The organism is Mycolicibacterium sp. MU0053 (assembly GCF_963378095.1).
GTDB lineage: Bacteria > Actinomycetota > Actinomycetes > Mycobacteriales > Mycobacteriaceae > Mycobacterium > Mycobacterium burgundiense.
Genome location: NZ_OY726397.1, coordinates 3658931 through 3683275 on the forward strand (window position 1 = coordinate 3658931; position 24345 = coordinate 3683275).

Below are 24345 nucleotides of genomic sequence, written 5' to 3' on the forward strand. Positions count from 1 at the left end.
GTAATTGCGTCGCGAAGGAACAGTCCAATGGCGAACGAACCGACCACCGACTCCGTCACCGTGGAAAACGTCGACCGCCTGCAACGCTCCAGCCGCGACGTCACCGAACTGCCGAAACTGTTGTCGCAGTGGCTTTCCCGGGTGACCAACGGCGCCCTGTCCCCCGAGATCACGGTGGAGAGCGGCATCGACTCCAACGGCATGTCCTCCGAGACGATCATCCTGACCGGACGCTGGGACGAGGACGGCACACCGGTCGAACAGAAGTGGGTGGCCCGGGTGGCCCCGACGGCGGCCGATGTTCCCGTATTTTCTTCTTACCGGCTGGACCATCAGTTCGAGGTGATGCGGCTGGCCGGCGAGCTGACCGATGTTCCGGTCCCGCGGGTGCGCTGGCTGGAGGACACCGGCTCGGTGCTGGGCGCACCGTTCTTCCTGATGGATCACGTCGACGGGGTGGTCCCGCCCGACGTGATGCCCTACACCTTCGGCAACAACTGGTTCGCCGACGCGCCCCCGGAACAACAGCGGGCGCTGCAGGACCGTTCCGTCGAGGTGATCGCCAAACTGCACTCAATTCCGCACGCGGAACAGACCTTCGGATTCCTGGCCGATGCCGCCGGACCCGGCGACACCGCGTTGCGGCGGCAGTTCGGCTGGCTCAAGGACTGGTACGAGTTCGCGGTGCCGGACCTCGGCCGTTCGGCGCTGGTGGACCGCGCGCTGAAGTGGCTCGAGGACCACTTCCCCACCGACGTCGCGGCATCGGAGTCGGTGCTGGTGTGGGGCGATGCCCGGATCGGGAATGTGCTCTACCGCGACTTCGAACCGGTTGCGGTGTTGGACTGGGAGATGGCCACGCTGGGCCCCCGCGAACTCGATGTCTCCTGGATCATCTTCGCGCACCTGGTGTTTCAGGAACTGTGCGGTCTCGCGGGGCTGCCCGGACTGCCGGACGTGCTGCGCGAGGAGGACGTGCGCGCCACCTACCGGGACCGGACCGGCGTCGAGCTGGGCGACCTGCGCTGGTTCTACATCTATTCAGCGGTCATCTGGTGCTGCGTGTTCATGCGCACCGGGGCGCGGCGGGTGCACTTCGGCGAGATGGAAAAGCCCGCCGACATCGAGACGCTGTTCTACCACCGGTCGCTACTCGAAAAGCTGTTGGAAGGAAACGCCTGATGCTCGGTCCCATGGACGAATTCCCGGTACACCAGCTGCCGCAGCCGATCGCCTGGCCCGGCTCGAGCGACCGAAACTTCTACGACCGTTCCTATTTCAACGCCCACGACCGCACCGGCGATATCTTCGTCGTCACCGGCATCGGCTACTACCCCAATCTGGGCGTCAAAGACGCGTTTCTGCTCGTGGCCCGCAACCAGACCCAGACGGCGGTGCACCTGTCGGACGGAATCGACCAGGACCGGCTGCGTCAGCACGTCGGCAACTACCGCGTCGAGGTCAACGAGCCCCTGCACAAGCTGCGCATCGTCCTCGACGAGACCGAGGGCATTGCCGCCGACCTGTCGTGGGTGAGCCTGTTCGACGCCGTCCAGGAGCAGCGCCACATTCTGCGTACCGGTAACCGGGTGACCCTGGACGCCCAACGCTTCGCGCAACTCGGTTGCTGGCAGGGACATTTGGAGATCGACGGCGAGACCATCACCGTCGACCCCGACGTTTGGATCGGCAGCCGCGACCGGTCCTGGGGCATCCGGCCGGTGGGCGAGGCCGAGCCGGCGGGCCGGCCGGCCGATCCGCCGTTCGAGGGTATGTGGTGGCTGTATGTGCCGATGGCCTTCGAGCACTTCTCGATTGTGCTGATCATCCAGGAGGACCCCAGCGGGTTCCGCTCGCTCAACGATTGCACCCGGGTCTGGAAGGACGGCCGCATCGAGCAGCTCGGCTGGCCGCGGGTCAAGATCCACTACACCTCGGGCACCCGGATCCCGACCGGCGGCGTCATCGAGGCCACCGCCGCCGACGGGTCCGCGCTGCGGTTCGAGGTGGAGTCCAAGCTGGCCTGCCCCATCCACGTCGGCGGCGGCTACGGCGGCGACTCCGACTGGATCCACGGCCAGTGGAAGGGTGCGAATTTCACCGAACGGCTGACCTACGACATGACCGACCCGGCGATCATCGGGCGCGCCGGCTTCGGCGTCATCGACCATGTCGGGCGCGCGGTCTGTCACAGCGGCGACGGCTCCACCAGCGAGGGATGGGGCCTGTTCGAGCATGGCGCGCTGGGCCGGCACGACCCGTCCGGCTTCGCCGACTGGCTGACCGTCGCCCCGTAACGGTCAGGGCGCGGGTGGCGCCGGCACGTGGTCCCAGCCGGGCGGCGGAGCGGCCGGCTCGTCGTACCAGCCGGGCGGCGGTGGGCCGCTCAGCGGAAAATAGCCCTCCGGCAGCGGCGGGCCACCCTGTGGCGGCTCCGCGGAGTTGCGTTCGGGCGGCCTACCCGCGGGGTCGTTGAGCGAGGTGAACCCCTCTGGCAGCGGCGGCGGCGACCCGGCACCGGGCGGCGGCGGGGGCGGCGCACCCTCCGGCGCCCCGGCGAGCGCGCCGACGGGATCACCGCTGCGGGCCGCGCGGAACACGTCCATCAGGTACCCGAATTGGCCGCCGGACTGGCCCTGCCCGTAGACGGGGTTCGCCATCTCCGGTACCGGCGGCGGACCGACAGGCGGCGGGGCCGGGGCCGGCGGTACCGGGCCGGGCTCGACGGGATCGGCACCGGCGGTGGCGGCCAGCGCCAGCGCACCGACGGCGACGACCGCGCCGGCGATCGCAGCGCGCGCGGCAGCGGATGGGGTCACACGTCCTAGCTCTGACGACACCGCGCAAGGCTAACCCCTCACCGCGGTTTCGGCGCGTTTTCCCGCGGCGGGCGCGGGTTAGCGCGCCGAAATCGCAGCGCGAAGCTCGGCGACGACGCGCTCGGGCCGCTCCATGAGGTCCTGCCAGGTGAACCGCAGGATCTGCCACCCTTTGAGGGCCAGGGAGTTCTGCCGGCGGCGGTCGGACTGGAAGGTGTTTTGGTCCTGGTGGAATGCCCAGCCGTCGATCTCCACGGCGACCTTGGCCTCGGGGAACGCGAAGTCGACAACATAACCGCCGACGGGATAGTTGGCGATCCACCCGGTGATGCCGGCCAGGTCGACCACGCGAACGAATTCCCGCTCGGCCTGCGAACGGGCCCCGTTGCCCGCGGCCTGCAACATCCGCCGCGCGCGGGGAGCGCCGTAGCGGCCCTTGTTGTTCAGATGCGCTCGCCACAGCTGGCGCAACTCGGTATGCCGCTGCAACGCCGTGTCCATGACGCGGGCGCCGCCGCCGCGCCGTGCGACAGCTTCGACCACGGTCAATGGCAGCGACGTGACCAGAAGTCGCCGCCGCTCCACGACATCGTTGGCACGCAGATCGCGGCGCCGAAGCCGAGTTCCCGGCCGGCTCCGCCCGTGCGAACTCCGCGGGACCGTCACCTCCACGAGTTCCGGCGCCTCGGTCACCAGACCGTGCCACCAGGCGGCGGCGAGCCCACTGGCGACGGCTCGGGGTCCATGGGCCCACACGCCGACGCGAATTCGAGCCGCCGCGGTGAAGGGCCGGTCGTCGACAAAGTAGACGCCGCGCGCACAACGCAACCAATCCTTGGTCCGCACGCGTCGATGCACCGCGTCCTCGCTGAGCCCGCACCGCTTGGCCTGACCCAACGTGATGACGCCGTCCTGAGATCGCAGATATTCGTTCAGCACAGTTAGTTGGACCGTTCCAAGCGACAATCGGTTCCACCCCGTGCGATTTCGGCGCGCTTTCCCGGTCCCATCGCGGGTAACCGCGCCCAGATCGCTAGGGTGCGGGTATGCGTGCAGTCCAGATCACCAGCCTCGATGGACCGGAAGCGGTCCAGATCAACGATGTCGCCGAGCCGGCGGCCCCCGACGACGCGGTGGTCATCGACGTCCACGCCGCCGGGGTGGCCTTCCCGGACGCGCTGTTGAGCCGCGGGCTCTATCAGTACAAACCCGAACTACCCTTCAGCCCGGGCGGGGAGGTGGCCGGCGTGGTCCGCAGCGCGCCCGCCGGGGCACACGTGGCCGCCGGCGACCGCGTGCTGGGCCTGACGATGATCACCGACGGTATGGCCGAGGTGGTCGTGCTCAGCACCGATCGGGTGTTCAAGCTGCCCGACAACATTTCGTTCGAGGCCGGCGCCGGCATCTTGTTCAACGACTTGACGGTGCACTTCGCGCTGCGCACCCGCGGCCGGCTGCTGCCCGGTGAGACCGTGCTGGTGCACGGCGCGGCCGGTGGCATCGGCACCTCGGCGCTGCGGCTGGCACCGGCGCTCGGCGCGGCCCGCACCATCGCCGTGGTGTCCACCGAGGACAAGATCGAACCGGCCAAGGCCGCCGGTGCCGACGACGTCGTGCTGGCCGACGGGTTCAAGGATGCGGTCGCGGAGCTGACCGAGGGGCGCGGCGTGGACATCGTCGTCGACCCCGTCGGCGGCGACCGGGTCACCGACTCGCTGCGGTCGCTGGCACCGGCGGGCCGGCTGCTGATCATCGGCTTCACCGGCGGCGACATCCCGACCATCAAGGCAAATCGACTGCTGCTCAACAACGTTGATGCGGTCGGCGTGGGCTGGGGCGCATGGGCGCTGTCGCATCCCGGCTACCTGGCCGAGCAGTGGGACCAGCTGGAAGCGCTGCTGGCCGCGGGCACGGTGTCCGCCCCGCAGCCGCAGGTCTATCCGATGGAGCAGGCCGGCGCCGCGATGGCGTCGTTGGAGAACCGCACCGCGCGCGGCAAGGTCGTGCTGCAGATCCGATAGCCGATCAGCGCAGCTCGTCGATGATCTCGGCCTGGATCTGCACCGGCAGCGGGCCGCCGGAGTACATGCACACGGTGTCGGCGATGCCCTCGGCCCGCTCACGGATATGGGCGGCAATGTCTTTCGGCGAGCCCACCGCCGCGATGGTGCGCAGCACGTCGTCGTCGATCAGGGAGCCCATCTCCTGCCAGCGGCCCTGCTTGGACAGCGCGTGCAGGTCGGTCTGCAGATCGCCCCAGCCGTGCGTCTCCAGCACCGGCCGGTAGGCGGGCGTGGAGCCGTAGAACGCCAGCAGTTGCCGGGTGCCGGCGTGATCCGAATCGTCCAGCCCCGGGGACACGATGATCTCGGGCACCACGTTGAACTCGGTGCGGCCGGACGCGGCCAGCCCGGCCCGCACCGCCGACATCGTGTGCTCGCGCAGGAATTTCGTGGTTCCGAACGGCATTACCAACAGTCCGTCGGCGTGCTCGGCGGTCGCCCGGGTCAGCCGCGGCCCCAGCGCCCCCACATAGATGGGCGGCGGACCATACGGGTTGGCCCCCGGGCTGAAAGTGGGGGTCATCAGCCGGTGCGTGTAGAACTCGCCGCGGAAGTTCAGCCGCTCCCCCGTCGACCAGGTGGCAAAGATCGCCCGCAGCGCCGCGATGAGTTCCACCATGCGGTCCACGGGCCGATCGAAGTCGGCGCCGAAACGCTTCTCGATCTGCGTGCGGATCTGGGTACCCAGCCCCAGCACAAACCGGCCTTGCGACAAGAGCTGATGATCGATCGCCTGGTGGGCGAGGTGAATCGGGTTGCGCGGAAACGCGATTGCCACATTCGTCATGAGGTCCAGGCCGCCGACGGTGCTGGCCAGCGTCAGCGGCGTGAAAACGTCATGAGGCCCCTCGAAGGTGAACACCCCCGCCGCTCCCGCTTCGCGCAGCGCGTGCGCGCGCTCGATCGCATCAGTGGGACCCGCCAGCGCCGTCAGAACTTTCACTCCGCACCTCCGCGTGCAGCCTAGTACCTGCTTGACTGGACCCATGCGTACGCAAGCAGATGTCGTGGTGGTCGGAGCGGGTTTCGCGGGGTTGACCGCCGCGCGGGAACTGAATCGTCGAGGACACGACGTGGTGGTACTGGAGGGCCGCGACCGGGTCGGCGGGCGTTCGTTCACCGGCACGGTCGCGGGCACACCCGTCGATCTCGGCGCCACCTTCGTCGGCCCGACCCAGGACGCGGTGTTGGAGTTGGCCGCCGAATTGGGCTGCGCCACCACGGCGACGTTCTGCGAGGGCCAGAACCTGATCAACTGGCGGGGCGCGGTGCGCCCCTATTCCGGCACCATCCCGGCGCTGGGAATGCGCGCGCTGGTGAACCTGGCCTGGGTGCGGCTACGGTTCGCGTTGTTGGTGCGGCGGATGCCGGTGCGCCGGCCGTGGACCGCGTTGGACGCCCACGAACTCGACGGGATGTCGCTGCGCCAGTGGCTGGACTCGGTGCGGGCATCCCCGGACACGGTGGACCTGATGTCGATCATGGCGCGGGTGACCTGGGGCGCCGAACCGCAGGACGTGTCGATGCTGCACGCGGTGCGCTACGTCAAGGCCGCCGGGGGCCTGAATCGCATGCTCGACGTCGGCGGCGGCGCGCAACAGGACCGGTTCCCGGCGGGCACCCAACAGATCGCGCAGAAGATCGCTGCGGACCTCGGCGATCGGGTGATGCTGAAGGCGCCGGTGCACGCGATCGGTTACGACGACGATGGCGCCACCGTGAGCTGCGAGGCCGGCACGATCCGGGCGAAAGCTGTTGTCGTGGCGGTCCCGCCGCAGCACCGGGGCGCCATCGCCGTCACCCCGGAGTTACCCGAGGAGAACGTCGCGCTGCCGCGGCTGTGGCCGCAGGGCAGGCTCAGCAAGGCCTACGCCGCCTACGACACCCCGTTCTGGCGCGCCGACGGCCACTCCGGAGAAGCGTTGTCGGACACCGGGCCGGTCTTCATCACCTTCGACGTCAGCCCCGGCGCGGGTGGACCGGGCATCCTGCTGGGATTCATCGATCCACGTGAATTCGACGCGCTGGCCCCGGACCAACGCCGCGAGCGGGCCGTCTCCGGATTCGCGGCACTGTTCGGCGAGCCGGCGCGGCACCCCATCGACTATGCCGACTTCAGTTGGGGCACAGAGCCGTTCGCACCCGGAGGGCCCACCGCGGCGGTACCACCGGGCTCATGGATCGCGGCGGGCAAGGCGTTGGGCACCCCGGTCGGTCCGCTGTTCTGGGCCGGCACCGAAACCGCAGACGAGTGGACCGGGTTCCTGGACGGGGCGGTGCGCTCGGGACTGCGGGCGGCCGACGAGGTCGCCCGGCACCTGCGCGCGCTCCCCTAGCCGCGGACGGACTCGATCAGCGTCCGCAGGTGGTGATTGACCTCGGCGGGCCGCTCCAAGATCGCGCAGTGCCCGCCCGGAAGCTCCACCAACTCAACCAGATTGGGCACCGACTCGGCGATGCGCCGCTGGGCGGCGATCGGCAGCAGCCGGTCGTGGGCGCTGCCGATCACCAACGTCGGAACCGTCAACCCATCCAGCGGGATGTGGCGCTTTTCCACCGAATCCATCAACATCCGCGCGCAGCCCCCGCGGCCGGCCGGCGGCGTGGTGGCGAACAGGTCGTAGACGAAGTCGGTGATCTCCGGGTGCGCGTCCCGGCCGACGGCCAGCCTGGCCACCACACCGCGACTGGGCCGCTGTACCGCGCGCAGGGCCGGGATCCCGCCGAATCGCCGGATCACCTCGGTGGCCACCACCGCGCGCGGATTGGCCAGTCGCGGCGTCAACGCCAGGAACCTGACCTGACGGACCAATTCACCGGTGGTGGTGTTGATCAGCGCGACCGCGTCGGCCCGCTCGGCGACCTTGTGCCGATAACGGTCCGACCACGCCTCGATGGCGATGCCGCCCATCGAGTGCCCCGCGAGCACCGCACGCTCGCCGGGAGCCAGGGTGGTCTCGAGCACCGCGTCAAGGTCGGCGGCCAGATGATTGAGGCTGTAGTGACCGCGTGGCGGCACGCCGCTGCGGCCGTGGCCGCGGTGGTCGTAGGCGATGATGCGGTAGTCGCCGGCCAGTGCGGCGATCTGTTCGCGCCAGACCCGGATTGCGCACGTGATGCCGTGGGACAGCACAATCGGGTAGCCGTCTTCCCGGCCGAACACCTCGGTGTGCAGCCGGGTGCCGTCCGCGCCTCGGACCAGCACCGGCCGACCTACCGGCAGGTTCGCTCTGGTGGGCGTACTCATGGGGCACCTCCTGCGCCGCGGCTCCTTTGCCGCATCTCATGAGCATAACCGTTGTCATGCCGATGACAGCGCACCTACCACGCGATACGACCCCGAGCCAGCTGCCTCGCGGCCGTACCGAGAAATTGCCTGCGGTTAGAAGACGTGCACGTAGTCGACGAGCATCTGCGCCGGATAGGTGCCGCCGGACGGGTCGCCGCCGCCGGATCCGGCGACCGCCAGATTGAGCACCGGGACAAAGGTGTAGCCGGGATTGTTGAACGGCCACGGATCCATCGAGAACGCCGGCACCGTGAAGATCGGCTCCATGCCGGGCGCGTAGTCCTTCCAGAAGTACAGCCCGCTGCTGTTCCAGGTGGTGCGCCAGGTGTGCCAGTTGCCATCGATGGGGATCCGCATGGTGCGGTGCGAGGTGCCGTCCAGCTTGGTGTGCACGGTCATCCCCGACGGCCAGTCGTTGTTGCCGTACCACTCCATCAGGTCGATCTCGCCGCCATCGACGGGATTGTTGTTCAGAATCCACCAGGCCGGCCAGCAGCCGGCGGTTTGGCATTCCAGCTTGATCCGGGCTTCCCAGGTGCTGTTGATCCCCACCGGTTGGGTCCCGGTGATCTTGGCACCGAAGTACTTGCCGCCTTCTTTGGTGGCGCGAATGACCAGGTTGCCGTTGCCGTCGAGGAACAGGTTCTCGCGGCTGTCCCGGTATTCGCCCATGTTCTCGGGCCGATCCCAGAACACCGGGTTCTTGATCCGCTCCCGGGCGGGCTCGACGCGCCACTTCGAATAGTCGATGCTCGAGCCGGCCGGGCCGTCGAAGTTGTCAGAAAAACGCATGGCAGGTGCGGTCGCGGCCGACGGCGCCGGTTGGCCGGGCAGGGACGGAGCGTCCGGCCCTACCGGGGCATCCGGCTGGGCTGGTTCGGCCAGCGCCTTTGGGAGGGGAAGCGCGGCGCCGAGGGCGCCGAGTCCCGCCATCAACATCATGTTGCGACGATCGATTTGAGGCACGTCTAGCACCCTAAAGCACCGGTGGCGATACGGCTGCACACCGCCGAAACGTGTCTAGCTGCGTCATTGTCGGAGGCTCAGCGTCAGCCGTTCCAGGCGGCGGACGAGGATGCTGGGCAGCCACGGCCCGACGTCGACGGGTTCGATCCAGCTGGTGCGCTCCAGCAGCGTCCCCAGCACGACCCGCGCCTCGAGCCGGGCCAGTGCGGCACCGACGCAAAAGTGCACGCCTTTACCGAACGCCATGTGCCCCTTGCCCGCAACGCGGTCGAGCCGGAACTCGTCGGGTGCGTCGAACTGAGCGGAGTCGCGGTTGGCCGCGCCCCACATCAGCAGCAGCCGAGAGCCCGCGGGCACCGGCACGCCGGCCAGTTCGGTGTCCCGCCGAACGTGGCGGTAGTGCCCACGAAAGGGTGGCTCGTAACGCAGCACTTCCTCGATGAAAGCCCCGAGGACTTCGGGGTTCGCGCGCAGTTGGCGCTGCACCCCAGGCTGGGTCCCCAGGATCCACGCCGCGCTGCCCAGCAGGGACGCGGTCGATTCGCCGGCGGCACTGAACAACGTCAGCATCATGCCCAGGGCGGGAATCTGCTCCAGTTCGCCGGTGGCGCACCGCGCTGCGAGATCACCGATCAAACCCGGAACGGGGGTGTCGGCGGCCCGGGCGAAATGCTCCAGGACATACCCGGACAGTTGCATCGCCGCCACTCCCGCGGCCTCCAGTTGCGCGGCGGTGACGACGCCGTCCAACAACGTGGTGGTGGCGTAGCCGAGCCGGATGAGCTCGTCGACGTCGCCCTCCGGTAGGCCCAGCAGTCGCGCCACCACCAGCATGGGCAGCCGGTTCGCGACGGCGCCCATCCATTCGATGTCTCCGTCGGGACCGGCCTGCTCCCACAGCCGCCGCATGGTCTGCGCGGCGTAGTCCTCGATCACCTGGACGCGTTTCGCCGACAAGTGCGGCAACAAGATCTTGCGTTGCGCCGCATGCACGGGATCGTCGGCGGTGGCCAGCGCATGGATCGGGGCATCGAGTTCCCCCATGGGAAACGCAGTGACGCTGCCGTCGTCGCCGAAGACCATGGTGGCAGTCAGATTGGAGGAGAAATCCTCGACTCGGCTGACCGCCTCGACCACGGCGTCCCAGCCGCAGACGGCGTAGAACTGCGAGTCGCCGATTCGATGCACCTGCGCCTGTGCGCGCAATTGCGCGTAGCGCGGGTAGGGGTCCTGCAGTGCGTCGGTGCCGAAGAGTCGGCGGGGATCGTCAAGAGCTTGCATGGGCCCAGGCTGCGCGCGGTGGCATCGGAGATCAATGAAGGCGGCGAAAGTCGAGGGGCCACCCGCGGCAGACCTGGACGGATTACTCCCAGACGCGGGCGCCCACCAGCACAGATCGGTGAGAGAAAATCGTGATTGACTCGCAGTGTGCGAGAATCTACGGATGGCCCTGCAAGACTGGTTGGTGGGTGACCGGCACGACGCGGCGGCCGACCGGATCTACGCGGGAGCGACCGCACTGATCACCCGCCGCGGTTACGACGCCTTCACCATCGATGCGCTGGCCGCCGCGATCCATTGCTCACCGGCCACGATCTACCGCCACACCGGCGGAAAGGCCGCCATCCGCGACGAGGTGGTGGCGCGGCTGTCGCTGCAAGTGGTGGACACCGTCCGTCGCGAGATAGCCGGACTGCACGGATCCGACCGGGTGGTCACCGCCACCGCTGTGGCCTTGCGCGAGATGCGGTCCGAACCGTTCAGCCCGATGATGCGGGCCGTCCAACCCGGGCCCGGCAGTGACTGGCTGACCGCCTCGCCCATCGTCACCGGGCTCGCCGCCGAGATGCTGGCACAGTCCACTCCCGACCCGCTTGCTGCCCAGTGGCTGATCCGGGTGGTGATGTCGCTGTGGTTCTGGCCGCTCAAGGACACCCGCGAGGAGACCGAGATGCTGCGGCGACTCTTGGGTCCGCCGTTCGACGGCTGACCGCTCGGGGATACTGAGGCGATGTCTGACCGGTCTGACCGCAACGTCCTTGGTGGCCCACTCGAACCGTGCGGCACCGAACCGCTGACTGGGTTCCACCGCGACGGGTGCTGTTCGGCCGGACCCGAGGACATCGGCCTGCATACCATCTGCGCCGTCGTCACCGCCGACTTCCTCAAGCATCAACAATCCATCGGCAACGACCTGTCCACCCCGGCTCGCGCCTATCGCTTTCCCGGCCTGACCCCCGGCGACCGGTGGTGTGTCACCGCGCGGAACTGGCTACGCGCCCACCACGCCGGGTGCGCCGCGCCGGTGGTCCTGGCCTGCACCCACGAACGGACCCTGGACGTGGTTCAGCTGGAAACGTTGCGGCAGTACGCCGTTGACGTGCCCGACGACGTGGGCGACTTGGACTAGCCGAAGTTCGTGACAGGGCTGAGCGCATCGCGGACGAACTGGGTGATGTTCAGCGCCGGATTGCCGTCGGGGTAGCTGACGGTCGCCAGGATGTTGCCGCCGGCGGCGATGAAGTCACCGTCGGCGCGGCCCTGATGCGTGCTCGAGGTCACCAGGATGATGCCGGTGGTGCCCGCCTTCTCGGCCAGCGGAACGGAGAACCTGGCGTTCTGCACGGTGCTGTTGGCGCGGTCCTCGACGATGATCCGGCTGTTCGGAATACCGAGCGTGACGAGCATCTTGCGCATCTGCTCGGCCTCGGTGACACCGTTGCGCGGGTTGCCGCCCGTGACGATGACCGGCGACTGCGGGTAGCTGTGCGCGACCGCCAGCCCGGCCAGCACCCGTCGGCGCAGCAGCGGACGCATGCTGCCGTCCGGATGCAGGCCGTAGCCCAGGATGACGATCGCCGGTTTGGTGAAGTCCTTGCCCGCCGGTGTCGGCGCGGCCTGCGCAATCCCCAGTTCGACGCCGCCCAGGATCGTGACCAATGCCAGCGCCAGCGCGGCCACCGGCGCCTTCCATCGGCTGCGCATACACCCTCCGCGACTCTGGGACAGCTGAGGTCCACGTTACTGACGATGATGTCGTTGCAGGGCGGGCGATTGTTACCCCCGGGGCGGTCAGTCCCCCTGCTCCCCGAGGTCTGCCAGAAACTGCGCCTCCGCGTTGTCGATGGCGGTCAAGGCTTCTGCGGTCAACTCCTGGCGTATCCCTGCCTCGGCGTGCGCGAATGGAATGTAGGCGCGCAACAGGTCGGGCAGATCCTGCAGGCATTGGAACGACGCGTAGCCTATTTCCACCGCGGCGTCATTGAACAGGTTTTCTACCCGAACCTCGCTCCACCGCAGCGGATCCCCGGTCCCGTCTTCGATACAGGTCTCTAGGAGATTGCGGTGATCGGATGTGTCGAACCGCTGCCCCACCAGCGAGGCGAAGTACCTGTCGAGAAATTCCCGCTGCTCGTCGTCGGTGATGGCGGGCCCCTGATAGCCGGAACCACCCGTCGGCAGCGACCGACAGAGCCACTGCACCAGCGGCCGGCACGCCGGCCAGGTGTCGGATTCCATTGGAGTATGCGAGATCTCGTCGGCGATCAGAGCCTCGTTCAGCCACGCGCAGGCATCGTTCAGACTCATCTCGACCAGCTCGGTATCGGCGTCGGTGCGATTGTGCTCAGCTACCGCGAGAACGGCCTCGAGCGAATCCGGGACGAAGAACGCGTCCCCGGCAGTGGACATCATGTTGTGATCGATGAACACCACGCAGGTCATCTCGTAGCCGTGGGGTAGCCGCACCCCGAGCATCAGGTCGTCACCGTCGCCGAGCACATGGGTCATCCGCACCGCCCGGTACACGTTGGTCTGCGCCAAATCGGGGATCCACGGCGGCAATTCGTCGTCGCGCTGCGAGACCTCCTGCGCGCAGCGGCTCGTCAAGTCGGGATCCTCGGCCAACTCCGCGAGCACCGCCAGCAGCGCGGTGGTCTCCGGGATCGGTACCGCGATGAAACTCTCGGCCAGGTCGTCGAGGTCGGGCGCGTCGGGCTCGGACTCAGGTTCGGGCGCTTCCAGCAACGGCGGGTCCGGCACCGTGGCCTGGACGATGGTGCTGACCAGCCACAGCAGATGCAGCGGATGGTCGGCGGCCAGCGCCTCGCGCACCTCCTCGACCAACGGAAACTCCTCGGGAGCCTCTGTCGGCGTCTCTTCCCGGCGGCGCCGACCGATGCGCCGGGCATCCCGTCGGGCCTGCTTGGCCTCGCGTCGTTGGCGGCCATCAGTCATGACCGGAACCCTACCGACCACGGACGCCTTCAGTTGGGCACTACCGTGACTGGGCAATGCAGCCCGGACGCGTTGCCCAACCGCGCGTCGGCGGTGACGAGGGCGCAGTCCAGATTCTCGGCCAGGGCGACGTACATTGCGTCGTAGGCGGAAACCCCGTGGCGAAGCTCCCAAACCCGATCCAGCAGCGGCCCTGCGGCGTAACGGATCAACCCGATCCGGCTCCAGGCCTGGACACAGCTGTGGCCATCACCGGCACTCAGTGTTCCGGAGGCAGCGAGCCGTCGCAGCGCGCTGACGACCTCGACGTCCACCAGATGCGGCGCATGCAAAGACTCGGCGGCGACCAACCGGCGGGCCTGACCGTCGTTGAGCAATGCCGACACCGCAGCGGAAGCATCGAGGACAATCACCGCCGCTCAGCCCGCACCGACTCCACGATTGAATCGGCTGAAATCCCCAGATCGGGCAGCGTGGCCACCAACGCGGCGTTGTCCACCCGCCGGGTTGCCGCATCAAGCTCGCGGATGGCTACAGCAGTCACCGATGTTTTCGCCGAGCGCGCCAGCCGTTCGAGGCGGTCCATCACCTCTTCTGGCACGTTACGCAAATGCAAAGTCCGCATGCCCAACATTGTATGCGTGGTGCTGGCATATTGCTAGCAGCTAGCTAGCATTAGCGGGCCCGGCGCTGCAGGATGAAGCCCACGGTGGGCTGCGGAGGTATCCACGGCTGCCTCGGAACTCAAACGCGCCGGTGGAGTCCAGTCGCTGGGCGGCAACTCTTGGACGAGAATGAGCCTTCGGCGTTATTGCAAAGTGCTGAGCAGACGCTTAGCATCGTGCCGACGACCAAGAGTGGTCGCCCTACGGTGAGGATCCCGGCCTGTGACTGAGACGACCACGCGGCCGGGGATCTGCCGCATCTGCTCCGCGCACTGCGGCGTGCTCGCTACCGTGGTCGACGGCAGGCTGACCAAAGTGACCGGCGACCCGGACAATCCGATGTTCAAGGGTTACACCTGCAGCAAAGGCCGTGCGTTACCGGAGATCCACAACAACCCGAGCCGCCTGCTGCACAGCCAGAAGCGCCAACCTGACGGAACCTACGCGCCCATCGACGCCGAACAGGCCACCGACGAGATCGCGGACCGCCTCAAGCACCTCATCGAAACCTACGGACCCCGCTCGGTGGCGCTGTATCTCGGCACCAACGGGCTGCCGTACCCGCCGAGCCCGTTGACGGCCAACGCCTTCATGCGCGCCATCGAATCACCGATGTTCTTCACCGCCAACACCATCGACCAGCCCGGCAAGCAGATCGCGCTGGCTCTGCACGGGCACTGGCTGGGTGGAGACGTCCCGTTCAACGAGGCCGATACCTGGATGCTTGTCGGAACCAACCCACTGGTCTCCAAGTCGATCGGAATTCCCGGCCAGAACCCGGGTCAGAGCCTGCGCGCCGCAATTGCCCGCGGCATGAACCTCATCGTCATCGATCCCCGCCGCTCGCAGACCGCGGCGCGCGCGGCGATCCACATCCAGCCCCGACCAGGCGAGGACGTCGCCATCGTCGCCGGGATCATCAATTTCATTATCCGCGAAAACCTCTGTGACACAGGGTTCCTCACCGAGAACGTCGTCGGTTTCGAGGAGTTGGCTGCCGCTGTCTCGCCCTTCTCGCCGGAGTACGTGTCCGAGCGCGCCGATATTCCGGTTCAGCAATTGATCGACGCGGCACACTTGTTCGCCACGCATGGGAGCCGCGGGGGCATGGTGAATGCTGGTACCGGAGCGAACTTCTCCGCGCACGGCACTCTGCTGGAGTACCTCTGTTTGTGCCTGACCACGATATGTGGACGCTGGCAGCGTGCCGGTGAGCGCGTACTTCGGCCCAACACGTTGATGCCGGCCTACACCGCCAAGGCCCAAGCACATCCGCCGTACGAGGGTTGGGGTTACGGCGAGCAGTTGCGGGTCCGTGGCCTCACCGACACCGTGGCAGGCCTGCCGACCGCTGCCCTGGCTGATGAGATCCTGCTGGAGGGCGAGGGACAGGTCCGGGCCCTGATCTGTGTCGGCGGCAATCCGATGGCTGCCTGGCCGGACCAGCGAAAGACCTACCGCGCCATGGAGTCTCTCGATCTGCTGGTCACCCTGGACACTGAGATGTCACTGACCTCGCGGCTCGCCGACTACGTCATCGCACCGATGATGCAGATGGAAACCCCGGCCATGACCCAAGGCAGCGAGCTCATCAAATACTACGCCGGCGGGACCGGCATTCCGGCGGCGTACGCGCAGTACGCGCCGCGCCTCATCGATCCACCCGAGGGCGCAGACCTGGTCGAGGAGTGGAAGTTCTTCCTCGGCCTGGCCAAGCGCATGAACCTGCAGATGTTCTTCGTCAACTTCTTCGGCGGGGGCGGCGGCAGGTTCATGGAGTCGGCGCCGGTGGTGGTCACCATGGACAAGAACACCAACCTCACCACCGAGGAATTGTTCGTCGAGATGTGCGCCAACTCCCGCATCCCTCTCGACGACGTCGCCAGCCACCCCCACGGCCGCATCTTCGACATCGACGCTGTGGTGCAGGAACGCGACCCCGACTGCACCGCGCGCCTCGATATCGGCAACCCGCGCATGCTCACTGAACTCACCGAGGTGTTGGCCGAGGACTTTCACACCGCGCGCAGCGACACGGCCTACCCCCTCCGGTTGATCTCCCGCAGGCACGGCAGCTTCATGAACTCCTCGGGCACCGGCCTCGCCAAGCTCAACGGGGGCAAACCCTACAACCCGGCTTACATGCACCCCAACGCGCTCAATGCGCTCGGCTTACAGTCGGGGGACCTGGTGACAGTGACCTCGCCACACGACTACATCCCCGCCATCGCCGAGGCCGACGACAGCCTGCGTCACGACGTGATCGCCATGCACCACGCCTTTGGCGGTCTCCCGTCCGAGGACGACGAGGTCCGCGAACGTGGAAGCAACGTCGGGCGCCTCGTCCCCACCGCCATCGAGTACGACCCGATCTCCGGACTGCCCCGGCAGAGCAACATCCCGGTGAATGTCACCGCGCGCACGGTTGAAGAAGTGGACAACCTGGCTTAGGGGTTATCCGCGCACTCACTTGCCGGTGTGGCGTCGCAGGATGAAACCCACGGTGGGCCGGCCATCGAACTCTGGCAGCGGACTTGCGGCCGCCTCGATCTGTCGGCGCGCCTGTTCGATGACCGGTGTGGCCGGGTCGAGTGGCCTCGTGCGCGGCCAGGGCCTCGATCGCGGCGTCGAGGTAGCCCTCGACCGGCTCCCCGTGCGTGGGCTGCGGACCGTTCTCGAACAGCCACCGCGGCGGATCGGTTAGGGCGTCGAAGGCGCCGGCCACCGCGGTCGCGCATTCGATGTGGTCGCGTTGGTTCGGCGCGCCCGGCTCCCATTCGGGACCGCCGTAAATGGCGAGCACCACCTCAGGTTCGACTGCGATGATCGCCTCGGCGATCTTGGCGCGCAGTTCAGGAGTGTCGTAAATGCTGCCGTCGAGAAAATCCCAGAATTGCACGTCGTGCACGCCGACGATCGCGGCCGATTCCCGCTGCTCGCGCTCGCGGACCGGACCCGCGATCTCGGTGGGCATGCCGGCGATTCCCGCCTCACCCCGCGACGCCAGCGCGTAATGCACCCTCTTGCCGGCCGTCGTCCACTTGGCCACCGCCGCGGCCATCTCGTACTCGGCATCGTCCGGATGCGCCACCACCACCAGTGCGGTGCGCCAGTCCGCCGGAAAGGGCTGCACCCTCAGGGATCCCCGGAATCGTTTGCGGGGACGGCATTCTCCTCCGCTTCCTCAGGGTCCTCGATCTCGTCGGTCTCATCGGCGCGCAGGTCGATCTGTTCGTTGACGTAGCGCGCGACGACGGCGACCATGGCGACCGTAGGCACGGCCAGGAACGCCCCGACGATCCCGAACAGCGAACCGCCCGCGGTGACACCGAGCAGAACGAGCACCGGATGCAGCTTCATGGTGCGACTCTGCAGAATCGGCTGCAGCACATTGCCTTCGATCTGCTGGACCGCGATGATGAGCGCGAGCACCAGCAGCGCGTTGGTGAAGCCGTTGGCCACCAGCGCAATCAGCACCGCCAGCGCGCCTGCCACGAAGGCGCCGACGAACGGCACGAACCCGCCGATGAACGTCAGCACCGCCAGCACCGGTGCCAGCGGCACGCCGAGGATCAACAGCCCGGCGCCGATGAAGACCGCGTCGATCAGGCTCACCGCCGCCTGGGCGCGGATGAAGCCGCCGAGGTTCTTCCACATTTCGGCCAGTACCTCGGCGAGGTGCCGACCCGCGCGGCTCCCGGTCGTGCGCGTCAACCAGGGCAGGAACCGGCGGCCGTCCTTGAGGAAGAAGAACGACAGCACGATGGTCAGCAACAGCGTCAGGACCAGCGTCCCCACGGTGCTGACGCCGGTGACGACGCCGCTGGCGATCGCCGAGGACGACTCCCGCATGGCGTTGACGACGGTGTCGACATAGCCGTCGAACTGTTCCTGCCGCAGGTTGATCGGTGGGCCCGCGATCCACTCCTGCAGCCTGCTGATGCCCGCTGTTGCCTGGTCGATGAGCTCCGGCATCTGGTTCAACACCGGCGGCACGATCAGCGCGACCACACCGGAGGCGAGAGCGAGGAACAGCAGCAGGGTGGTCGTGGCCGACGCTGCCGGCGGCAGGCCTACCCGGTCCATCAGCAACCGGGCCGGCGGCCAGAGCACGGTGCACAGCACCACCGCAAGCAGCACCGGCAGGACGATCACCCACAGCTGTGCGGCAATCCAGGCGAGCACCACGGTGCCCGCGGCGATGGCCACGAGGATCACCGACCACTTCGCCAGCCAGGTGCCGCCGGCACCGATCACGGCGCCGCGATCCGGCCTGCTTCGGCTCGGCGAGCTATCGGAACCGGGATCGCTCACGAGAATCCTTCCAACGCCATGGGGCCCACGCTATCGCCATCGACGGCGCGTCGGTCACCGATGTCGAATAAGCCGTTGAGCTGCGTGCTCCAAACCCGACGCCCTACATTGTCAACGGCGGCCCATCCCGGTGCCGGCCGGACCGGGAGGCACCGTGTTAGCGAAGGTCCATAGCGCGATGCGGCTGGCCGGGATGCGTCCGATGCCGAGGTGGCCCGCACGCACGACAGTGGAGCTGTGCGGCAAGCGGATTTTGCTGACCGGCGCGTCGTCGGGCATCGGTGCCATAGCTGCGCAGAAGCTCGCCGCGGCCGGCGCGACGGTGATTGCCGTCGCACGACGGGAGGCCCTGCTGGGCGAAGTCGTGGGGCAGATCGTCGCGTCGGGCGGCAGCGCCCTCGCCGTCCCGACCGATCTGACCGACCTCGGCCAGATCGACGAGTTGGTGGAGGCGGTTGGCCCCGTGGACATTCTGATCAACAATGCGGCCCGGTCCATCCGCAGGCCGCTGGCCGAATCGCTGGCACGCTGGCATGACATCGAACGGGTGATGGCGCTCAACTACTATGCGCCGCTGCGTCTGATCCGGGGCCTGGCGCCGGGCATGGTCGAACGCGGTGACGGCCACATCATCAATATCGCCACCTGGCGGGTGCTGCCGGAATCCTCACCCATGTTCGCCGCGTACAACGCCTCCAAGGCGGCACTGAGCGCCGTCAGCCGGGTCATCGACACCGAATGGGGATCCTCCGGCGTGCACTCCACCACGGTGTACTACCCGCTGGTCGCGACCCCCATGATCGCCCCCACCCGGGCTTACGACGGCCTGCCCGCGTTGACCCCCGATGAGGCCGCCGACTGGATGGTCACCGCGGCGCGCACCAGACCGATCCGCATCGCGCCCCGCAAGGCGATCGCACTACGGGCGCTCGACGTCGTCGCGCCGCGCGCCCTCAACAACATCCTGGAACGCGAGACACGACGCATGAACGCGCGCAACGCGATGACCGTCGTTGATCCCGCTCCAGCCTGAGGCGCGCCAAATGTCGAGCACGGCAGGGGAACACCGGCCGGAGAACCTGGTGCTGGGTGCGGTCCTGACCACGGTGGCCTTCTTCTGCGTCGCACTGGTGGCCGCCCTGGCCAAGGTGTCGGCTCAATACACCTCGACCGGCGTCCTGTTGCTGTTCCAGAATCTGATCTGCTTGATCTTCATCGCGCCGGTCGCGTGGCGCGGCGGCCGGTCCGCGTTGCGCACGGACAAACTCGGGCTGCACGTCGTGCGCGCGGTGACCGGCACCGCCTGTTGGTACGCACTGTTCTTCGCGATCACCCAGCTCCCCCTGGCCAACGCCACGCTGCTGACCTACAGCGCGCCGCTGTGGATGCCGTTGATCGCCTGGGCCGTCACGCGCCAGCGGGTGTCGCGGGCAACATGGCTGGGTGCCGGAATCGGCTTTGTGGGCATCCTTTTCGTGCTGCAGCCGCAAGGCCACGCCTTCAACATCGGCGAGCTGTCCGCGCTTGCCGGCGCGGTCCTGCTGGCCGTCGCGATGATGTCGGTGCGCTGGCTCGGCGCGACCGAGCCGATCACCAGGATCTTGTTCTACTACTTCCTGATCTCGGCGGTGCTGATCCTCCCCATCGCCGTGCTGGACTGGCAGCCCTTCCCGGCGCAGGCCTGGGCCTGGTTGATCGGCCTCGGGGTGGCGCACCTGCTCTCGCAGATCCTCATCGTGGTGGCCTACCGGTACGCCTCCGCGGAGAAGGTGGGGCCGTTCATCTACTCCGTCATCGTGTTCACCGCGCTGATCGACTGGATCGTCTGGGATCAGCGACCGACGCTGTTCGGCTACCTCGGCATGGCGCTGGTCATCGGCGGCGGCCTGGTGGCCGTGCGGGCCAGAGGCGCCGTCGAGCGCACCGAAGCCTGAGGTCACCTGCGCCGATCGGACCCCAACCCGTTACAAAATACTGCTCGTCTGGCAGGATGCTTGACAGTCTGCTGACTGGACAGCATGTCTAGCGAATTACGACGAGGAGCGCCACCCGATGCCAGAGACGGCCACCGACCCGGGGCCCAAACCGGCCGAGTACGACGCCGAGTGGGTGCGCGCGAAGTACGCGTTCGAGCGCGACAAGCGGCTGCGGCCCGACGCGGTGAACCAGTTCGTCGAGGTCACCGCCGATTTCTCGCATTACGCCGACGATCCGTGGACCGAACGGGTCGAGCGTGATCCGGTGCGCGACCACGTCCAGGTGGCGATCATCGGCGCCGGCCTGGGCAGCATTCTGGCCGCGGCACGCCTGCAGGAGGCGGGCGTCGACGACATCAGGATGATCGACACCGCCGGCGACTTCGGCGGCACCTGGTACTGGAACCGGTATCCCGGCGTGCAATGCGACGTCGAGTCCTACATCTATCTGCCGCTGCTCGAGGAACTGAACTACATCCCGACGGAGCGCTACGCGCACGGCGGGGAGATCCGCGAGCACCTGCAGAACTGCGCCAAGCACTACGGCCTGTACGAGAACGCACTGCTGCAGACCACCGTCACCGGCATGGACTGGGACGAGCGGGCCAAGAACTGGCGGATCCGCACCGACCGGGGCGACCACTTCACCGCGACGATGGTCGCGGTGTCCCCGGGATCGCTGACCCGCCCGAAGCTGCCCGGCATTGCGGGCATCAACGAGTTCCGCGGGCACACCTTCCACACCAGCCGCTGGGACTTCGGATACACCCGCGGCGACGAGTCCGGCGGACTGACCGGACTGGCCGACAAGCGCGTCGGCGTCATCGGCACCGGTTCCACTGGGCTGCAGTGCATTCCGTATCTGGGCGAACACGCACAGCACCTGTATGTGTTCCAGCGGACCCCGAGCACCGTCTCCGAGCGAGGTAACCGGCCCACCGATCCGCAGTGGGCGGCCGGCCTCAGGCCCGGGTGGCAGCGCGAGCGGATGGAGAACTTCACCCGCGTCACCTGCGGGGTCGAGATGGACGTCGACCTCACCGACGACGGGTGGACGCAGAAGGCGCTCGCGCTGTCCGAACCCGCCGTCGCCCGCGAGACCGCGCGACTCGGCCGCGAGATGACCGTCGAAGAGATCACCGACTTCCTGTTCCGCGCCGACTGGGACGCGATGGAGCGCCTGCGCGCGCGCATCGACACCACCGTCAAGGACCCGAAAACCGCTGCGGCACTGAAGCCTTGGTACCGTCTCAACTGCAAGCGCCCGGGCTACCACGACCAATACCTGGACACCTTCAACCGCCCCAACGTCACCCTGGTCGACACCGATGGCCGCGGGGTGGAGCGGTTCATCGAGACCGCCGTGGTGGTCGCCGGCGTCGAATACGAACTCGACGCGCTGGTGTTCGCCACCGGATTCGAGGTGGGTACCGAGTTCACCCGCCGACTCGGGTTCGAGATCGTCGGCAAGGAGGGTGTGCGCCTCGGCGACAAATGGGCCAAGGGCATGCGGACGTTGCATGGGCTGCAGACCCACGGCTTCCCCAACTGCTTCTTCCTCGGCTACACCCAGTCCGGGGTGTCCCCCAACTACACCCACACCGCCGAGGAACGCGCGCGCCACTTCGCCTACCTGGTACGCACTTTCGTCGAACGCGGCGCCACCACCATCGAAGCCACCGCCGAAGCGGAAGAGGACTGGCTGGCGACGATGAACGAATCCTCGGAGAAGCCCAAGGCCTTCTACGCCGAGTGCACCCCCAGCTATCTCAGCTCCGAGGGTGACAAAGAGAATCCGCACGGCATGTTGTCGACCAACTTCGGCGGGAAGCCCGTCGAGTTCTTCGACATGCTGGCCGAATGGCGCTCGACGGGCCGGTTGGAGGGGGTGACACTTGCGTGACCGAAACCACTGATGTCGCCGAAACCGGGTCCGCGGCACCGAAACTCACGATGCGGGACCGCCACCGCATGATGACCCGGGACCACATCATGACCGCCGCGCTGGACGCGTTCGCCGAACGCGGGTATGTCGCGGTGACTATCGACGACATCGTGCGCCGTGCCGGCATCGGACGGGCGACGTTCTACCTGCATTTCGACAGCAAGGCCGCGGTGCTGCGCGAGCTACGCAACACCCGGATGATGGTGTGGTCCCAACAGGACGCACCGCGCGGCGGCAGATCGGGTCGCCCGTCGATCCGGGCGTTCTTCGAAAAGGTCGTCGATTTCTATACGTCCGCCCCGGAGCTCTACATGGCGCTGCACCAGGCGCGCGCGGCCGATCCGGAGTTCGCCGCGGCCCACCGCGCCACCATGGAAGCCGACGTCGACGAGTGGGTGCAGGCCGACGCCATGCCTGGTGCCACCGAGGATCGGATCCGGCTGGCGATCGCGATGATGTACACGATGGTCGATTCGTTCATGCATTTATGGCTCGTCGACGGCTGGCCGCTGGAGCGCGCGGCCGCCATCGAAGCCATGACCGACGCCCTGCACGCCACCATGCGCTGAAGCGCCTCTTGATAGGAGTCCCCATTGGAGCGACGCTTTCTGCATCTGAACCTGGTGGCCAACGACATCAACCTGCACCAGGGCGCCCACGGCTACGAGCAGGCGCACGGCGTACCCGAGCGCAGCACGTTCGAGCGCCTGCTCGATTACGGCCGGTTCGGCGACGAGGGGTTGTTCACCGCACTGTTCGTCGGCGACATCCCCGGCATGCAGGGCTCGCCCGCCGTCGACGGCGGGCCGGCGGAGCCCATCACCGCGCTGACCGCAATTTCGCAGCACACCAAGCACGTTGGCCTCATCGCGACCGCGTCGACGACGTTCTACGACCCGTACAACCTGGCGCGGTTGTTGGCCTCACTGGACCAGGCCTCCGACGGTCGCGCCGGGTACAACGCGGTGACGTCGGTGATCGACGATTTCGCGCTGAACTACAGCCTGGTGCGCCATCTGGACCGCGAGGAGCGCTACGCGCGCGCCGACGAGTTCCTCCAGGTGCTCCGGGCGCTGTGGGACAACCGCACGTTACGCACGGATCCCGACGGCCGGACGCGGTTCCATGCCGAGCCGATCAACCACCGGGGCAACCTGTTTCAGGTCGCCGGGCCGCTGAACGTCGCACCCAGCCGGCAGGGTCGGCCGCTGATCGCCCAGGCCGGCGGGTCGGGGGCCGGGATCAGGGTCGCCGCCAAGCACGCCGAGATGGTGTTCACCAACTCGTCCACCCGCCAGAGCGCCGCCGCCTACCGCGAGACGTTGGACAAGGCGCTGGTGGAGCAGGGGCGCGCGCCCGGGTCCGTCCCGCCCATCCCCGGCCTCATCCCCTACCTCGGCCGCACCGCGAAGGAAGCCGAGGAGAAGCTGCACGAACTGGACAGCTACGTCGACTGGGCGCCGATCGCGCCGTTCGCCCTGGGCCAGTTCGGTCTCGAGATCCCGGTCGGGGACCTCAACGACCCGTTCCAGGTTGAGGCGTTGCCGGTTCCCGCCGATGTCGAGACGACGATCAAGAGCACGTTCGGCAATTATGTGGGGCTGTACAACTGGATTCAGCAACACCCCGGCGTGACCGTGCGCGATGTCGTCGCCCAGGCCGTCGGCCGTGGCGGCGCCACGCACCGCAAGTTCATCGGCTCCTACGACGACATCGTCGAGGACCTCGCGGCCTGGCACGCCGACGGCAACGTCGGCGGATTCAACCTGATGTTCTCGGCGGGCGCGCAGTCCATCCGGGAGTTCATCGACGAAGTGGTGCCGCGCCTGATCGACCGCGGCATCTACCGCAGCACGCCGGCCGATCGTCCGTTGCGCGAAAGGTTCTGAGAAAGGTTTCAAGGCGGTCCCGACCGGGGTAAAGGGCAGGAGCGCGGCGCCACGGGGGCGCCCCAGAGCATGGATGGTGGTGCGGTGATTCCTTTCATTTGCCCTGGTTGCGGCCAGTTCGACATCGATTCGCCCGACTGCTCGTCGTGCGCGGCAACCGATCACGCGGTGCAGGACGCGGCA

Annotated in this window: 23 protein-coding genes and 1 pseudogene; 12 read left to right on the top strand and 12 right to left on the bottom strand. The window is 67.7% G+C overall.

Annotated features, from left to right (window positions below):
- Window positions 1–27 precede the first annotated feature (27 nt).
- Together RCP80_RS17285 and RCP80_RS17290 are read left to right on the top strand one after the other, a co-directional pair.
- Window positions 28–1182, top strand: coding sequence for a phosphotransferase family protein (locus RCP80_RS17285; protein WP_308478841.1), 1155 nt, complete (start codon window positions 28–30; stop codon window positions 1180–1182).
- Window positions 1182–2297, top strand: coding sequence for an Rv3169 family protein (locus RCP80_RS17290; protein WP_308478842.1), 1116 nt, complete (start codon window positions 1182–1184; stop codon window positions 2295–2297). Before RCP80_RS17285 ends, RCP80_RS17290 begins: the two co-directional genes overlap by 1 nt.
- Before the next feature lie 3 nt (window positions 2298–2300).
- Here the strand turns inward: RCP80_RS17290 and RCP80_RS17295 are convergent, their stop codons facing one another.
- Together RCP80_RS17295 and RCP80_RS17300 are read right to left on the bottom strand one after the other, a co-directional pair.
- A complete protein-coding gene (locus RCP80_RS17295) occupies window positions 2301–2819 on the bottom strand; it encodes a hypothetical protein (RefSeq protein WP_308478843.1) in 519 nt (172 codons plus the stop codon).
- Window positions 2820–2897: 78 nt separating this feature from the next.
- Window positions 2898–3758 (bottom strand): DUF559 domain-containing protein, encoded by an 861-nt coding sequence (locus tag RCP80_RS17300; RefSeq protein ID WP_308478844.1) that lies wholly within the window; start codon window positions 3756–3758, stop codon window positions 2898–2900.
- 107 nt (window positions 3759–3865) lie between these two features.
- Between RCP80_RS17300 and RCP80_RS17305 the strand changes: the two genes are divergently transcribed.
- Window positions 3866–4840, top strand: a complete 975-nt coding sequence (locus tag RCP80_RS17305; RefSeq protein WP_308478845.1) for an NADPH:quinone oxidoreductase family protein — start codon at window positions 3866–3868, stop codon at window positions 4838–4840.
- A gap of 4 nt (window positions 4841–4844) precedes the next feature.
- Here the strand turns inward: RCP80_RS17305 and RCP80_RS17310 are convergent, their stop codons facing one another.
- Window positions 4845–5816, bottom strand: a complete 972-nt coding sequence (locus tag RCP80_RS17310) for a TIGR03617 family F420-dependent LLM class oxidoreductase (RefSeq protein ID WP_308482898.1) — start codon at window positions 5814–5816, stop codon at window positions 4845–4847.
- A gap of 52 nt (window positions 5817–5868) precedes the next feature.
- On the opposite strand from RCP80_RS17310, the gene RCP80_RS17315 reads away from it, so the two are divergent.
- A complete protein-coding gene (locus tag RCP80_RS17315) occupies window positions 5869–7218 on the top strand; it encodes a flavin monoamine oxidase family protein (protein WP_308478846.1) in 1350 nt (449 codons plus the stop codon).
- Here the strand turns inward: RCP80_RS17315 and RCP80_RS17320 are convergent.
- The 3 genes from RCP80_RS17320 to RCP80_RS17330 form a co-directional block, all read right to left on the bottom strand.
- Window positions 7215–8129, bottom strand: a complete 915-nt coding sequence (locus RCP80_RS17320; RefSeq protein ID WP_308478847.1) for an alpha/beta fold hydrolase — start codon at window positions 8127–8129, stop codon at window positions 7215–7217. The genes RCP80_RS17315 and RCP80_RS17320 overlap by 4 nt on opposite strands.
- A 135-nt stretch (window positions 8130–8264) precedes the next feature.
- Entirely contained in the window at window positions 8265–9128 is an 864-nt protein-coding gene (locus tag RCP80_RS17325) for a glycoside hydrolase family 16 protein (protein ID WP_308482899.1), read from the bottom strand.
- A gap of 72 nt (window positions 9129–9200) precedes the next feature.
- Window positions 9201–10418 carry a cytochrome P450 gene (locus RCP80_RS17330; RefSeq protein WP_308478848.1) on the bottom strand — a complete coding sequence of 406 codons (1218 nt, stop codon included), beginning with the start codon at window positions 10416–10418 and terminating at the stop codon, window positions 9201–9203.
- A 163-nt stretch (window positions 10419–10581) separates the two neighbouring features.
- On the opposite strand from RCP80_RS17330, the gene RCP80_RS17335 reads away from it, so the two are divergent.
- Complete coding sequence (locus tag RCP80_RS17335; RefSeq protein WP_308478849.1) at window positions 10582–11127, top strand: TetR/AcrR family transcriptional regulator; 546 nt, start codon at window positions 10582–10584, stop codon at window positions 11125–11127.
- A gap of 21 nt (window positions 11128–11148) precedes the next feature.
- Window positions 11149–11547, top strand: a complete 399-nt coding sequence (locus RCP80_RS17340; RefSeq protein WP_308478850.1) for a DUF2237 family protein — start codon at window positions 11149–11151, stop codon at window positions 11545–11547.
- Here RCP80_RS17340 and RCP80_RS17345 read toward each other — a convergent pair.
- The 4 genes from RCP80_RS17345 to RCP80_RS17360 form a co-directional block, all read right to left on the bottom strand.
- Window positions 11544–12122 carry a YdcF family protein gene (locus tag RCP80_RS17345; protein WP_308478851.1) on the bottom strand — a complete coding sequence of 193 codons (579 nt, stop codon included), beginning with the start codon at window positions 12120–12122 and terminating at the stop codon, window positions 11544–11546. The genes RCP80_RS17340 and RCP80_RS17345 overlap by 4 nt on opposite strands.
- A gap of 87 nt (window positions 12123–12209) precedes the next feature.
- Window positions 12210–13373, bottom strand: coding sequence for a hypothetical protein (locus RCP80_RS17350; RefSeq protein ID WP_308478852.1), 1164 nt, complete (start codon window positions 13371–13373; stop codon window positions 12210–12212).
- A 29-nt stretch (window positions 13374–13402) separates the two neighbouring features.
- Window positions 13403–13786: a type II toxin-antitoxin system VapC family toxin gene (locus RCP80_RS17355; protein WP_308478853.1), complete on the bottom strand. Its 384-nt coding sequence runs from the start codon at window positions 13784–13786 to the stop codon at window positions 13403–13405.
- Window positions 13783–13998, bottom strand: a complete 216-nt coding sequence (locus tag RCP80_RS17360; protein ID WP_308478854.1) for an antitoxin — start codon at window positions 13996–13998, stop codon at window positions 13783–13785. The genes RCP80_RS17355 and RCP80_RS17360 overlap by 4 nt, the downstream gene beginning before the upstream one ends.
- Window positions 13999–14260: 262 nt before the next feature.
- On the opposite strand from RCP80_RS17360, the gene RCP80_RS17365 reads away from it, so the two are divergent.
- Window positions 14261–16489, top strand: coding sequence for a molybdopterin-containing oxidoreductase family protein (locus RCP80_RS17365; protein WP_308478855.1), 2229 nt, complete (start codon window positions 14261–14263; stop codon window positions 16487–16489).
- A gap of 15 nt (window positions 16490–16504) precedes the next feature.
- Here RCP80_RS17365 and RCP80_RS17370 read toward each other — a convergent pair.
- Window positions 16505–17177 (bottom strand): annotated as a pseudogene (locus RCP80_RS17370) (PIG-L deacetylase family protein).
- Window positions 17174–18358 carry an AI-2E family transporter gene (locus RCP80_RS17375; RefSeq protein ID WP_373693540.1) on the bottom strand — a complete coding sequence of 395 codons (1185 nt, stop codon included), beginning with the start codon at window positions 18356–18358 and terminating at the stop codon, window positions 17174–17176. Before RCP80_RS17375 ends, RCP80_RS17370 begins: the two are co-directional and overlap by 4 nt.
- A gap of 148 nt (window positions 18359–18506) precedes the next feature.
- Between RCP80_RS17375 and RCP80_RS17380 the strand changes: the two genes are divergently transcribed.
- The 5 genes from RCP80_RS17380 to RCP80_RS17400 all read left to right on the top strand — a co-directional run bounded on the left by RCP80_RS17380 (window position 18507) and on the right by RCP80_RS17400 (window position 24162).
- Window positions 18507–19385 carry an SDR family oxidoreductase gene (locus RCP80_RS17380; RefSeq protein ID WP_308478858.1) on the top strand — a complete coding sequence of 293 codons (879 nt, stop codon included), beginning with the start codon at window positions 18507–18509 and terminating at the stop codon, window positions 19383–19385.
- A gap of 10 nt (window positions 19386–19395) precedes the next feature.
- Window positions 19396–20286 (top strand): DMT family transporter, encoded by an 891-nt coding sequence (locus tag RCP80_RS17385; RefSeq protein WP_308478859.1) that lies wholly within the window; start codon window positions 19396–19398, stop codon window positions 20284–20286.
- Window positions 20287–20404: 118 nt separating this feature from the next.
- Window positions 20405–22231, top strand: a complete 1827-nt coding sequence (locus RCP80_RS17390; RefSeq protein WP_308478860.1) for a flavin-containing monooxygenase — start codon at window positions 20405–20407, stop codon at window positions 22229–22231.
- Entirely contained in the window at window positions 22228–22842 is a 615-nt protein-coding gene (locus RCP80_RS17395; RefSeq protein ID WP_308478861.1) for a TetR/AcrR family transcriptional regulator, read from the top strand. The genes RCP80_RS17390 and RCP80_RS17395 overlap by 4 nt, the downstream gene beginning before the upstream one ends.
- A 24-nt stretch (window positions 22843–22866) precedes the next feature.
- Window positions 22867–24162 (top strand): NtaA/DmoA family FMN-dependent monooxygenase, encoded by a 1296-nt coding sequence (locus tag RCP80_RS17400; protein ID WP_308478862.1) that lies wholly within the window; start codon window positions 22867–22869, stop codon window positions 24160–24162.
- Window positions 24163–24345: the final 183 nt, after the last annotated feature.